The 13,729-nt window shown below is 74.4% G+C and carries 8 protein-coding genes; 2 read left to right on the top strand and 6 right to left on the bottom strand.

What is annotated here, in order from left to right; all coding sequences use genetic code 11:
* The first annotated feature begins 102 nt into the window (after positions 1 to 102).
* Entirely contained in the window at positions 103 to 762 is a 660-nt protein-coding gene (locus AB0D74_RS26180) for a sigma-70 family RNA polymerase sigma factor (RefSeq protein ID WP_362591649.1), read from the top strand.
* On the opposite strand, the gene AB0D74_RS26175 is transcribed toward AB0D74_RS26180, so the two are convergent.
* Positions 738 to 3,746, bottom strand: coding sequence for a BTAD domain-containing putative transcriptional regulator (locus tag AB0D74_RS26175; protein ID WP_362591646.1), 3,009 nt, complete (start codon positions 3,744 to 3,746; stop codon positions 738 to 740). The genes AB0D74_RS26180 and AB0D74_RS26175 overlap by 25 nt on opposite strands.
* Before the next feature lie 239 nt (positions 3,747 to 3,985).
* Positions 3,986 to 4,960 carry a zinc-binding dehydrogenase gene (locus tag AB0D74_RS26170; RefSeq protein WP_362591643.1) on the bottom strand — a complete coding sequence of 325 codons (975 nt, stop codon included), beginning with the start codon at positions 4,958 to 4,960 and terminating at the stop codon, positions 3,986 to 3,988.
* 147 nt (positions 4,961 to 5,107) lie between these two features.
* On the opposite strand from AB0D74_RS26170, the gene AB0D74_RS26165 reads away from it, so the two are divergent.
* Positions 5,108 to 5,794, top strand: a complete 687-nt coding sequence (locus AB0D74_RS26165) for a pentapeptide repeat-containing protein (protein ID WP_362591640.1) — start codon at positions 5,108 to 5,110, stop codon at positions 5,792 to 5,794.
* 130 nt (positions 5,795 to 5,924) lie between these two features.
* Here AB0D74_RS26165 and AB0D74_RS26160 read toward each other — a convergent pair whose 3' ends face one another.
* From AB0D74_RS26160 to AB0D74_RS26145, 4 genes are all read right to left on the bottom strand, one after another.
* A complete protein-coding gene (locus AB0D74_RS26160; RefSeq protein WP_362591637.1) occupies positions 5,925 to 11,216 on the bottom strand; it encodes a hypothetical protein in 5,292 nt (1,763 codons plus the stop codon).
* Positions 11,217 to 11,333: 117 nt separating this feature from the next.
* Entirely contained in the window at positions 11,334 to 11,834 is a 501-nt protein-coding gene (locus tag AB0D74_RS26155) for a hypothetical protein (protein ID WP_362591634.1), read from the bottom strand.
* A 43-nt stretch (positions 11,835 to 11,877) separates the two neighbouring features.
* On the bottom strand, positions 11,878 to 12,402 hold the full coding sequence (locus AB0D74_RS26150) for a GNAT family N-acetyltransferase (RefSeq protein WP_362591631.1): 525 nt from the start codon (positions 12,400 to 12,402) through the stop codon (positions 11,878 to 11,880).
* 73 nt (positions 12,403 to 12,475) lie between these two features.
* Positions 12,476 to 13,333, bottom strand: coding sequence for a helix-turn-helix domain-containing protein (locus AB0D74_RS26145; RefSeq protein WP_362591628.1), 858 nt, complete (start codon positions 13,331 to 13,333; stop codon positions 12,476 to 12,478).
* Between the last annotated feature and the right edge of the window lie 396 nt (positions 13,334 to 13,729).

Below are 13,729 nucleotides of genomic sequence, written 5' to 3'. Positions count from 1 at the left end.
GGGCCACCGGCAGCGGCTCTCGCCGCCGCACCCCGCCCAAGTCATCTCATCGGAGCACGGAATTTCTCGGCCCACGGGGGTCGACCACACCGAGGAACGCCCATGAACCTGACTGTCATCGGATCGGCCGCCGCCGTCTCGCCCGAGGAACGGGCGCTGCACGGCCTCTACAAGGCGCACGGTCCCGCCCTGTACGCGTACGTCGTGCGGCTGGTCGGCGGGGACTGCCACCGTGCGGAGGACATCGTCCAGGAGACGTTGCTGCGCTGCTGGAAGAACGCGGAGAAATGGAACGGCTGGGCCGATCCCGCCGACGCGGCGCAGGTGTCCGTGCGGCCCTGGCTGTTCCGGGTGGCCCGCAACCTCGTCATCGACGGCCACCGCACGCGCCGCGCCCGCCCGGTCGAGGTGGACGGCAGTGCCTGGCTCGGCGAGAAGTCCGCCGTGGTGGCCGGGACCGACGACATCGACCGGATGCTCTCCGCGATGGTGCTGCGGGAGGCGCTGGACGCGCTCTCGCCCGCGCACCGGGAGGCGCTGGAGGCCACGTACTTCGCGGACCGCACCACGCAGGAGGCGGCGGAGGCCCTCGGTATACCGCACGGGACCGTGAAGTCCCGGGTCTACTACGCCCTGCGCAACCTCAAACTGGCCCTCCAGGAACAGGGGATCTCGCTCGGCGAGGGCCCGCCGCCCCCGCCCCCGCCGCGGACCGGGCCCGCCTTACCGGGCGGCGGTCACGCCGAACGCGACCCCTCCTGATGCCCCGCCGCCGCACTCGCGACACCGGACCGGCCGTTGCCCACCGCGCCGGTCCCGCCCAGTGCGCGCAGGTCCTCCCGTACCTCCTCCGCCTCCGGGTTGCCCGCCTCGGCCAGCAGGACGACCGCCCTCGACCAGGCCGTCTGCGCGCCGGCCGGGTCGCCCGCGGCGCGGTGGGTGGCCCCGAGGTGCCGCAGCGAGTCGGCCTCCATGTAGCGGTCGCCGATCTCCCGGAACAGCTCGACCGACCGCTCGAACCGCGGGACGGCCCCGTCGTACCGGCCGAGATGGTGCAGCGCGTAGCCGAGGCTGTCCTCCGCGGAGGCCAGGCCGAACAGGTCGCCGGTCTCCCGGTAGACGGTGATGGCCTGCTCGCACTCGCGCAGTGCCTTCTCGTGCTCGCCGAGCAGGATGTACGTCCAGCCGACCTCGTTGCGCACACCCGCCTCGCCGTTGCGCAGCCCCAGTTCGCGGTAGAGCGCGAGGGCACGGTCGTAGTGGCCGAGCGAGACGTCGTGCCGGCCGGCCTGGTTGGTCTGGAAGGCCAGCGAACGGCGGGTGAGGGCCTCGCCGAAGCCGTCGCCGGCCTCCTGGAACAGCTCCAGGGCGTGTTCGAGCTGCCGCATGCCCTCCGCGCGGCCGAGCCGCAGTGCCGAGTAGCCCAGTCCGCGCAGGGCGTGCGCCTGGCCGACGCGGTCGCCGAGGGCGCGGGCGGCGCGCAGGGCGATGGCGTTGATCTCGACGAGGTCGTGGTTGTAGCCGAGGCGGTTGAAGTACAGGTCCAGCGCGCAGGCCGTGCGCCAGGCGTGCTCGTCGTAGCCGTGGGCGGCGGCGTGCGCGACGACCGCGCCGAGCACCTGCCGTTCGGTGCGCAGCCAGGTGGTGGCCTGCTTGCGGTCCTCGAACCGGCCCGGGGAGCTGCCCGGCACGGCCTCGGGCAGCGGCACCGTCGCGTGGAACGGCCCGAGTACGGCGGCCACGTGGTGGGCGGTGCGCAGATAGTGGTCGTGCATGCGCAGCAGCGCACGCCCGGCCGCGGAGCCCCCCGCCCCCGCCTCAGCCTCGGGCTCCGTCTCGGCCTCGGCCTCTGTCTCCGCCTCCGCCTCCGCCTCCGCGAGTTCCGTCGCGTATGCGCGCAGCAGGTCGTGGAAGACGAAACGGCCCGGGGAGCGCTCCATCAGCAGGTTCGCGGTGGTGAGTTCGGCCAGCAGAGCACGGACCGCCCTGATGGGTACCCCGGCCAGGGCGGCTGCGGCCGGGCTGGTGACGTCCGGTCCCGGGTGCAGGGCGAGCCGGCGGAAGAGTTCCGCGGTGGCGGGCGGCAGCGCGCGGTAGGACCAGGAGAAGACGGCCCGCGCGTCCGTCTCGGCGTCGCCGCCGGCGAACGCGTCGAGGCCGCCGTGGTTCTCCCGCAACTCGTCGGCGATGTCCGCGAGCCGGAAGCCGGGGTGCTGGGCGGCGCGCGCGGCGGTGATGGCGAGGGCCAGCGGAAGCCCCGCGCACAGGCCGACGATGGCGTCCGCCGCCTCCGGTTCGGCCGCGACCCGGGCCGGGCCCAGCCGTCGTACGAGCATCTCGCGGGCCTCTTCCGGGGTCGGCGGGCCGAGCGTGAGCGGGTACGCGCCCTGTCCGGCGACCAGGCTGCTGAGCCGGGACCGGCTGGTGACGACGACCAGGCAGCCGGGGGTGCCGGGCAGCAGCGGCCGGACCTGCTCGGCGTCGCGCGCGTTGTCGAGGACGATCAGGACCCGGCGCCGGGCGAGGACGCTGCGGTAGAGCGCGGCCTGGGCGTCGAGTCCGTCCGGTACCGAGCCGGGGGGCACGCCGAGCGCGACGAGAAACGTCTGGAGCGCGTACGAGGGGGGCATGCCGGTGCCGCCGGGGTCGTAGCCGCGGAGGTTGACGTAGAGGGCGCCGTCGGGGAAGCGGCCGGCGACGCGGTGGGCCCAGTGCACGGCGAGGCTGGTCTTGCCGGTGCCGGCCATCCCCTCGACGAGCACGATCGTCGCACCGGCCGGCGGTCCGTCCTCGGGTAACAGTGCGGTGGCGCGGTCGAGTTCGCTGCGGCGGCCGGTGAACACCGGAAGGTCGGCGGGGAGTTGGGCGGGTTGCAGCACGGCCTTGGGTAACGGCGGTGTCTGTGCGGGCGGTTGCGCGGCCGGGTCCCCGGCGGGGCTCGCGGCGCTTCGGGCGGCCGGCTCCTCCGGCTCCCCTTCCCCGGCCAGGATCCTGGCGTGCAGCGCGCGCAGCGACGGCCCCGGTTCGATGCCCAGTTCGTCGACGAGGGTTCGGCGGGTACGGGCGTACTCCTCCAGCGCCTCGGCCTGCCGGCCCGCCCGGTACAGGGCGAGCAGCAGCAGTTCGCACACGTTCTCCCGCAGCGGATGCGCGTCCCGCAGCGCGGCCAGCTCCGGCAGCACCGCCTCGTGGCGGCCGAGGTCGAGCTCCAGGCGCAGCCTGGTCTCCAGCATGCCCAGCCGCCGCCGGTCCAGATGGGTGCGCTCGGCTTCGGCGTACGGGCCGGGGACCCCGGCGAGCGGGGTGCCGGACCAGGTGCCGAGCGCGGTGCGGAGCAGGTCGGCCGCGCTGCCCGGGTCGCCGGCCGCACGGTGCCGCTCGGCGCGGGCCACGTACTCCTCGAACGTGTCGAGGTCGCTGGAGACCGTGTCGGTGCGCAGGGCGTACCCGTCGCCGAGGGACACCACCAGCCGGGGCGGCTCGCCGGTCTCCCGCTCCGGTTCCAGGAGCTTGCGGAGCCGGGAGACGTAGGTGCGCAGCACCGAGACCGCGCCGGGCGGCGGGTCGGTGCCCCAGACACCGGCCACCAGGTCGCCGAGCCCGGCCGCGCGGCCCCGGCGCAGCAGCAGCCCGGCCAGGACGGCGCGCTGCTGGGGCGATCCCAGTTCCAGTTCGGACTCGGCCCGCCACGCGCGCAGGGGGCCGAGCAGCGAGAACCGGAGCGGATCCGTGCCGGTTGCCTTCACAGGGCCGGAGAGTAGCGAGCGGATTGCGGAACGTCAGCCGGATACTGCGAATTGGCCGGGTGGCCACAGGTCATCGGCGGGATTGCGCGGCACCTTCTCGCAGGTCGGCCGCGCCACCGCCGTGGCTGGCCGCGCAGTTCCCCGCGCCCCTGAAGGGGCGCTTCCGTGACTCGCTGTTTTTAAGGGGCGCGGGGAACTGCGCGAGCAACCCACCACGACCCGCACTCGGCCGCTCACGGTCACGGTTCCAGGATCACCTTGCCGATGGTGGCGCGGGTTTCCAGGGCGCGGTGTGCGGTGGCTGCCTCGGGCAGGGGGAAGCGGGTGACGGCGGGGCGGAGCCGGCCGTGGGCGGCCTCGGCGAGGGCGCGGAGTTCGAGGGTGCGCAGGGGGTCGGGGCCGCCGGTCCGGCGGAGCATCGCGGGGCCGAGGAGGGACTCCGACCGCCTGTCGGCGAGGTGGCCGCCGCCGGCCGCGATACCCTCCGCCGACCAGCCGAAGACCAGGTGCCGGCCGTCCTCGCCGAGCAGCGCGAGGGCCTCCCGGGCGGTCTCGCCACCGACGCCGTCGAGGACGACGGTGACGGTCCCGGAGTGGTCGCGGACCCGGTCCGCCCAGCCGGGGTCGGTGTAGTCGAGGGCGAGGTCGGCGCCCTCGGCCCGGACCCGCGCCGCCTTCTCGGGGCCGCCCGCGAGGCCGATCACCGTGGCGCCCGCGTGTTTGGCGGCCTGGACGAGCAGCGTGCCGATGCCGCCGGCCGCCGCCGGGACGAGGACCACCGCATCCGGGCCCAGCTCCACGAACTGCAGGATGCCCAGAGCCGTACGCCCCGTCCCGATCATGGCGACCGCCTCGGGGAAGCCGAGGTTCTCCGGGACCTCGTGCAGCCGCTCGACCTCGGTGACCGCGAGCTCCGCGTACCCGCCCGGGACGAAGCCGAGGTGGGCGACGACGCGCCGCCCGAGCCAGCCCCCGTCGACGCCGTCGCCGAGCGCCTCGACGACCCCGGCGACCTCGCGGCCGGGGATCGTCGGCAGCACGGTCGGGTGCGGCGCCGGGCCCTGGTGGCCCGCCCGCAGCGCGGTGTCGAGCAGGTGGACACCGGCCGCGGCGACGGCGATCCGCACCTGGCCCGGGCCCGGCACCGGGGGCGCCACCTTCTCGTGGACGAGGTTCTCGGCAGGGCCGAAGGCGTGCAGAACGATGGCGTGCACAGGGACTCCCCGAGGTGACGGCCGGTCCGGCGGTCCGGCTCTCTGACCCGTGCGACTCTCCGTCCTCAAGTGCGCTTGAGGTCAAGGGCGGGCCGCTCCCGCACCCGGGCCGCGGTGATTGTCAGTGGCAGCCTGCAAGATGGGGGCATGGCGAGGACAGGGGCCGGTGGGGCCGGCGGAGGCAGGGTGAAGGGCGCGCGGCGGCCGGAGGTGCGGCTGCCCGAGCTGGCGCCCTGGACCGGCGGCGAGCTGGAGCCGGACGGGGACTACGACGGGCAGGCGTTCCGGGAGGCGGACTTCGTCGGCCAGGACGCGGCGGGCGCCCGCTTCATGGACTGCGCGCTGACGGACTGCGCCTTCGACGAGACGAGGCTGCGGCACGCGCGCGTGCTGGACACGGTGCTCACCGGCATAAGGGGCGTCGGCACCGATCTCGCCGAGGCGACCCTGCGCGACGTCGAGCTGGTCGACGCCCGGCTGGGCGGCACCCAGCTGCACGGTTCCGTCCTGGAGCGCGTGGTGATCCGCGGCGGCAAGATCGACTACCTCAACCTGCGCACCGCGAAGCTCAGAGACGTCGTCTTCGAGGGCTGCGTCCTGGTGGAACCGGACTTCGGCAACGCGGCCCTGGAGCGGGTCGAGTTCATCGGCTGCACGGTGAAGGGCGCCGACTTCCGGGGGGTGACCATGAAGGACGTCGATCTGCGGGGCGCCGCGTCCCTGGAGATCGCGACCGGCGTGGAGCGCCTGTCCGGCGCCGTGATCAGCACCTCCCAACTGCTCGACCTGGCCCCGGTACTGGCAGCACAGCTGGGCATCCGGGTCGAGGACTGACCAACCCCGAGGACAGCGCCCCGTAAGGGGCGCGGGGCCGTGTCGATGTGCGGCTACCGCCGCGTGGGCGCGACCAGCCCCCACCGACCGTCAGCCGAGCACCGGCCACAGCCACGCAGCCCGTCGGCCCTCAGCTCGCCGGAGGCACCGGCACCGGCGCCGCCTTCTTCCGCAGCCCCAGATGATCGTCCGGATCCTGGAGCCGGTCCGGCTGCGCAGCAAGCATGCGGCGGACCGCCGGTTCCGGCATACGGATCACCACCGGCCGCGGCAGCGTCAGCTCCCGCACGGCCGTCCCGGTACGGCCGGCGCGGACGCGGTCGGTCACCTGCGCCACCACCCGCACGTCCAGCGTGAACTGCACCAGGACCGACGCCGACTTGGGCTTGTGCAGCGGCATCGAGCCGGACGCGTTCACCGCCGCGTCGGCCGCGCCGCCCGCGCCACCGGCGTTGCCCATCATCTGGTTGAGGCGGAACTCGTCGGCGTTGAGCAGCCCCGCGCCCGCGAGGCCGCGCGCCGACCGGCCGTGGTCGGCGGAGCTCAGGCCGTCGGTCTGGGTGGGCCGGGGCGCGTCCAGATGGCTCTGTCCCACCGTCTCGAAGGTCATCTTGTCGCCGACGCCCAGCACCCGCCCGTCCCGCAGCCGCGCGTGCAGGGACGCCCGCAGATCCTGGCCCGCCGCCCCACTGGCGTGCACCGGCGGCAGCTCCGCCCCGGCCGAGGTCAGCAGCGGCAGCGCCGCGGTCAGCCACTCGGTGGAGACGGCCTCCTGAAGGGTGTACGCGGCGGCTTGGCCCTTGGACCGGAAGCGGTCCCCGCCGCCCGCCTCCCGGACCGCGGAGTTGACCAGCTCCCGTACCTGCGGGGCCCCTTGGAAGCCGTTCACCTGCGCCTCCATCGGCAGCCGCACCCCGCCGGAGCGCCAGCCGCCGAGCGCGGCCGGGCGGCCGTCCCCCGGGCCGGGTGCCGGGGCCACCGCCTGCCGGCGGGGCGCGGCCAGCCGGCCGAGGGCGGCGAGGTCCTTGTCCAGGACGCGGTGGGTCACCGCCTGGCGGCCCAGCGAGACCAGCGCCAGCCGGCGGTCGCCGCGGTGCAGTTCGAGGGTGGCCTCGATCGGCACCCGCATCTTCGACGACTTCGCGGTCTTCGCCTCCGCGACCGTCTTCATGCCGAGCTGGCCGCGGCTCGCGGTGCCGGAGCGCCGCGCGCCGCCCGAGCCGACGCCGAGCCCCGCCGCGCCGCCCATGCTCTTCAGCTGCCCGGCCCCGCCGTCCGGTTTGCCGGAGCCGGCGAAGATCCCCTCCACGCCGGTCGAGGCGCCCTCGTCGTGGGTGGCGGCCTGCTGGGCGACGGCCGCGGTGATGTACTCCATGTCCCGGCCGTCGTCCGCGGCACCGTCGTAGGCGCCGTCGGCGACCCGGTTGACCTTGAACACCGCCCAGTAGGGGGTCTTGCGGCCGTCGAACAGCTCGACGGTGACCCCGCCGTCCATCGCGCCCGACAGCAGTCCCGCGCTGCCGTCGCGGTCCAGGACGCGCAGCAGCCGTTGCACGTTGTCGTTGCGGTCGGCCAGCTGCTGCCGGGGCAGCAGGTCGTCGGCGAGGCTCTGCTGCCCGTTCTCCGCGAGGCGGCTGCGCAGCCGGGCCAGCAGCGGTACGAAGTTGGGCAGGTTCTCGACCATGCCGAAGCCGAGGGGGAGCGTGCGGGCGAAGGAGGGGGCGGCGGTGCGCGGCGGCGCGGAGGTCGAGGACCCGGCGGTGTCCGCGGCGCGCGCCTGCTCCCGGCCCTCGCGCTCGGCGCCCGCCCGGGAGCTCTCCGCGGGCCGCTGCCCCGGCTGCCGGGACGGCGACGTCAGCGACGAGTCCGCTGGCGAGGTCTTCGGCGAGGTTTTCGACGACGTCATCGGCGCCGGTTCGGGGTCGAGCTTCAGCTGGCGGCGGATCGGTGCCGGAAGCTGTGCCTCCGTCAGCCACACCGCCGCCTCGGCCGGCAGGGTGCGGGCGGCCGTCGCCACGTAGGGGCCGCCGCCGGTGACCTTCACCTCGGCGACCATGGTGACGAGCAGGTCGCACTGGACCAGGTAGAGCGGCGCCTTCTTCGGGGTGTGGGCGTTGCGCTCGACCGTGCCGGACAGCGCCGCGGTCCGGGCGTCGCCCTGGCTCGTGGTGCGGTTCCCGGAGAGGCCCTGGCCCAGCCGCCACTCGGCGTCGTTCTCCGAGCCGGTGGCCCCGAACTGCCAGGTGCTGGTGGTGCCCTGCCCCTCCTGACCGGCGGCCTGGTGGCCGCCGAGCACGAAGGTCTCGGTGCCGGGACCCGCGCCCCGGTGCAGGAACTTCGGGTTGGTCAGCGTGAGCCGGGTGCCGACGGCCCCGTTCAGCGCGGCGAGCCGGCGCGGATAGCGCAGGTTCTTCACCACCCACCCGGAGGACGCGGCCTGCCGCAGCGACGCCGTGATGGCCTGCGGCCCGAACCGCTCCTCGATCGCCAGCCGCGGCGCGAGCCCCTCGGTCTGCAGCGCGGGATCCTCGCGGACCCCCTTGTTGCGGGCGGCGGCCTTGGACAGCAGCTGGAAGGCGAGGTCCCGGACGGCCTGGCCGTCGCCGACCGTCTCCACCAGCTGCCAGTCCCGCAGCGGCTGCCCGACCGACGGCCGGGGCGCGAGACCGGCCAGGTCGCCGATGCCCTCGGCGGTGACGGCGTGCTCGGGGCGCGGGGCCTGTGCCCGGCGCCGGTCGCCCACCGCGTCCTGCCGCTGCTTGCCCTCCTCGTCGAGGGTGAACTCGGTCGGCGTGACCAGCCGTACGTCCTGCTCGTCCAGGTGCAGGTCCGCCAGCTGCCGCGCCTCGGGCGCCTGCCGGCCGGGGGCGCCGGGGGTGAGGGCGCGGCCCAGCTTGCGCTGCCGGGAGGTCATGGTGACGTCGACGTCGAAGCGCAGGGCCGCCCCGAAGGTGCTGGCCTTCTCGGAGCCGTTGGTGAGGACGTCCGTACGGGTGGTGGGGCCGGCCTGGTTGCGGCGGGTTCCGGTGCTGTGCCTCTCGTAGCGGGCCGAGCCGGTCAGGATGCCGGGGACGATCCTGGCCTGGCCGAGCACCAGACCGCCGATCGAGCGCGAACTGCCCCGGCCGCTCTGGGTGTTGGCGGTGACGCCGGAGTGGCTGCGCACCAGCCAGTCGTCGGTGTCGCCGAGGTAGCCGGTCTCGCGGAGCTGTCCGCGGACGTGGACCTGCACGTCGTGGGAGTGCAGGGTGGACTTGCGGCGCAGCCGCACCCGGATGCCGGTGCTGGTCAACTGGTCTTTGTTGACCCGGAGGTTGGTCTCGGACAGGGCGGCCATCAGCTCGCGGTGGTTGCGCCGCTGGAGGGCGGCCTCCTCCTTGGACGAAGGGGTGGGGCGCGCGTCGGTGCCGAAGGAGGGCAGGTAGCCGGACAGCTGGGGATCGGTCGCGAACAGCTGTTCCACGGCCTGTACCAGGGGGCGGGTGTCGAGCTGGCTGAGGGTGACGCTGGAGCCCATGGCGCCGAACGGGAGGTGCCGTTCGACGTCGGCCTCGTCGCCGTTCTCGTCGGTCCGCTTCGCCTTCTCGATGAACTCCTTGGCGCTCTTCCGGTCCTTGGGGTCCTTGGGGTCCTTGGGGGCCTTGGGGTTCTGGGCCTCTTTGGGATCCTCGGCGTCCTTGGCCTCGGCGCCGGGGGGCAGCGGCAGCCCGAGGGAGCGCGCCTCGTCGGCCCGCAGGCTCATCCAGACCCGCATCGGGTGCCGGGCGACCCGCGTCCCGGGGCGCAGCACCATCTCGGCCGAGCGCTGCCCCGTACCCTCCGCGGTGAACTGGACGGTCGCGAGGTAGAGCACCTTGTCGCCGCGCACTTCCGCGCCCTGGCGGCTGGACACGGTCTGCTCGGCCACGGTGAACCGGGCCTTGCGGGCCGCCGCGACCGGCATGGCCGTGCCCCGCAGGACGGCCGCGTTGCCGGTCACGCCGACGCCGATGGCCGGGCCCAGGCCGCCGGCGAGGGCACGTCCCTTGCCGGCGCTCTCGGTGACCGTGTGCTGGGTCTGCTGGTGGGTGCGCAGCTGGGTCCCGCCGGTTCCCCAGGCGGGCGACATGCCGGTGATCTCGGCGTGCAGGCGGTAGCTGCCGACGGTGCCGCCGTCCTTGGCGGCCAGGTCCTCGCCGGTGACGCCGTCGCGCAGCAGCCGGGGCATGTCCTCCAGGACGGTCGCGGTGGAGGTGGCCTCGTAGAGGCGGGAGCGGCCGGGGGCGCCGGGCGCGGTGAGCGAGGGGTGCAGGACGGAGGCGACCGTGTCGAAGAGCCCGCCGCCGCCCTGGTGCGGGGCGGCGGTGTCCGTGACGGCGACCGGGGCCATGGAGTCGGCGAGCGAGACGAGCCGGGCGGTGTCCGCGTCGACGGGCTGCGGGGCTGCGGGGGCCTGGGTGCCGGCCGGGACGAGGTGTTCGGTGGGCACGCGCTGGGTGAGGGCGCCCGAGCCGTGGAAGGTCTGCGCCTGCTGGGTGCCCTGCTTCTTGACCCGTACGCCGTACCGCACCCTGCGGGGTGCCTCGACGGAGCCCTTCTCGCTGCGCAGCACGCGCGGTTCGGCCACGTTGCGCTGGCCGCGGGACTCCCGCGAGGACTGCCAGGGCTGCGCGTTCAGCAGGCCGGCGCCGCCCAGCCACAGCCCCGGTACGACGGGTGCGAGCCCGAAGGCCATGCCGCCGGCGCCCTTGCTGGAACTGCCGCTCGCGGTGGTCGCGACGGTGGCGGCGGTGTTGTGCTGGACGTCGACCTTGGTGTCCTTGCCCTCGGTGTCGTCCACCGCGGCGAGCGGCGCCCCGTCCGGGTCCGGCACGGTCTGGGCGAGCAGGTCCTTGGGGTGGAAGACGGGCGGCCGGTCGTCGGGGGCGCGGGAGACGGTGACGGTGACGTCGTACCACTCCTTGCCGGTCCTGCCCTCGACGGCGAAGGCGCGGCCCTGCCCGTAGAAGGAACCGGGGCGTCCGGCGAGCTCGGCGCCGATCTCGGCGACCGTGCCGTCGCCGTGCCCGACGACGGCGGTCACCGCGTTCCGTACGAACTCGTGCCCGGTCAGGCCGTACGCCGTGGACAGCCCGGCGGCCTGGAAGTCCATCAGGTACGGGGGCAGTACGAGGCCCGGCTCGGTGCGTTCCTCCTCGACGGTGGCCACGGGCGCCACCGGCCGGCCGCGTACCGCCGGGGGCCGTGCGATGCCCTTGCCCTTCGCGTCCCGCAGCGCCAGCGTGGTGGCCGCGTTCCCCGCCCGACCCTGGAGGGCGAGCATCGCGTGTTCCGTGGGCCCGACGGGTCGCGTGGAGCCGAGGGGAGTGACGGTGGCCGGGGTCCGGGAGGCCTCGGAAGAGGCGTCCTTTCCGCTGCCGCCTGCCTGCTGCTGCGTCCGCACGGAGTCAACGTAGGCGCGGCCGGGCCGACGGGAACGCCTGCCGCACCACTTGTCACCGCCGCCTCGGCAGGTGATCAACTTCCGTACACCGGGGGGTCGTTCAAACGTCCGAAACGGCTACGACACCCTCGGGAAACGGGCCTGGAGCGTCCAGATCGCCGGATTGTCCGCCAGGTCCTCGTGCAGGTCGGTGAGGTCGGCGACCAGGTCGTGCAGGAAGTCCCTCGCCTCCCGGCGCAGTTCGGCGTGGGAGAAGGTGAGGGGCGGTTCCTCGGCCGGCATCCAGTCCGCCTCGATGTCCACCCAGCCGAAGCGGCGCTCGAAGAGCATGCGGTCGGTGGACTCGGTGAAGTCGAGCTCCGCGTGCTGGGGCCGGGCCGCCCTGGACCCCGCCGGATCCCGGTCCAGCCGCTCCACGATGTCGCACAGCGCCCACGCGAAGTCCAGCACCGGCACCCATCCCCAGGCTGTGGACAGTTCCCGGTCCGCCTTGGTGTCCGCGAGGTAGACGTCCCCGCAGAACAGGTCGTGGCGCAGCGCGTGGACGTCCACGCGCCGGTAGTCCGCCTGGGGCGGGTCCGGGAAGCGGTTGGAGAGGGCGTATCCGATGTCGAGCACGTGCTGATGGTGTCATGGCGCCGCGCCCCCTCCGGCGGCGTGCCTACGCGCCCTCGCCCAGCTCCTTGCGGAGTACGGCGCACGGCCGCCCGCGTTCGCGGTCCGGGCGGTGGCCGGTCACCTCGTACCCGAGGGCGGTCCAGAAGGCGAGCCCCTTCGGGTTGTCCTCCAGCACGGCGAGCCGCACGGCGTCCCGCCCCGCCGCCCGGAACCGCCGCTCCACGTCCTCCGCGATCCGCCGCCCGTACCCCTTGCCCTGCGCCTCCGCGTCCACCATCAGCAGCCCGATCCACGGATCCGGGTCGGCCGGGTCGGGGTGCCGGGCCAGCGTGACCACCACCCCGACCAGCCGCCCCCCGGCCCGCGCGAGCAGCACCTCCGCCTCCGGCTCCGCCAGCTCGTCGGCCAGCGCGGCAGCCACCTGCTCCGGCCGGACGCCGTCCGGATCCGGGAAGTCACCACTGAGCGCGTGGAACTCCCGGTTGGACGCATACAACGCGGTCAGCTCGGTGAGAACCGGCGCCGGGATGTCGCGATCGGCGGTGAGAGGAACGGGGGCGAGAATCATGCGGGCAACCTATCCCGGCTCGGGGAGCCCGTTCGCCCGGTGTTGTCGCCGACGATGGTCATGACACTCCCTGTCATTCGGTTCGGCAGTCGCGGCAGAGTCCGGGGGTGGGCGACCGAAAGCCACGGTCGCAGCTGTCGCAGTTGTGCACTCTGGTCGCTACGGGCGGTTGTGGCGCCGGGGTGCGGAACGGCGGTGGTGGCGGGAGCCGGTCCGTCAGGCGGTGGGCGAGCAGGGCGGCGGGGCGGCGCAGGTCCTCGGCCGGCAGGTCGGTGGTCAGGGCGCGCGCTACGGCGGCTGCGCTGACGTCCCGTTCCAGCCAGGCGGCGACTCCGGGGGCCAGGTGCTCGGTGTCGGTGGCCGACAGCAGCAGCCGGGAGTCGTGGCGGCGCAGGCGTACGAGCAGGTCGAGGGATTGCCGGAGCAGCGCGGGCGCGGCACACGAGGGCTGCGGTACGGGCGGGAGGGCGGCCTTTCGGGCCGGCTTCTGCGGCGGCTTCGGTCGTGCTGCGGGTGTGGGTGCGGCTGCGGGCCGACGGGTCTGGCTGCTGTGGCCGGGTCGGTTGCAGAAGACCGTGCGGGTGATGATGCGGCCGTCGGGCAGCCGCACGTGTTCGCGGCGCAGGTAGCCGACGGCCTCAAGTTCCCGCAGCGCGGCGGCGATACGGGTCCTGCCCTCCTTCAGGCGCTCCGCCAGCGTCTTGATGTCGACGCGGGCACCGGCGGGAAGCGACTGGATGTGGGTGCCGATGCCGATCGCGAGCCCCGAGAGGTCGGGGTGCTGGGCCAGGTCGTTGCCGACGACGGTGAAGTGCGAGGTGTGGCGGGTGTGTTCGTGAATGAGCCCGCCGCCGGACCCCCGATTCGGGTGCTTCCTGGCGGCAACACGGGACTCGGCGCACGAGGGCGCGCTAGGGTTTTCGGTATCCATCGGGAAGAGGGGTTCACTTCCTGGGTGGTCAGGCCCTCGCACTGGGATTGCCGTCCCGGCGGGGGCCGAAGTCTTTCCGCGGTGATCGCGGTCGTGTTGCGCTGAGCGTAGGCCACGCAACCCGCCCCAAATCCAGCCCACTTGCGCATATTCACTCGCCGGAGTGACGCTGCGCGACGGGCGGGAGGGGTGGGGCTTGGTCGGGTTCTTTCTCCCCGTCGTTCCTTTGGTAGTGACGCCCCTCACGACCGGAGCCCGCGTTTCCGGGCTTCGGCGCCACCGCGATCTCGGGCGCACCGTCGCGTGAGTAACCGCCTGCACCAACTCTGCCCCATGCGCCCCCTTGCGCTGAACAGCCGGACGCGTGACGCTCGTGCACGCTGGTGCAACCACTCG

The organism is Streptomyces sp. NPDC048278 (genome assembly GCF_040652195.1).
In the GTDB taxonomy this organism is placed as follows: domain Bacteria; phylum Actinomycetota; class Actinomycetes; order Streptomycetales; family Streptomycetaceae; genus Streptomyces.
The sequence above is the reverse complement of the archived record's forward strand: the minus strand, read 5'-3'. Positions and strand labels throughout refer to the sequence as shown.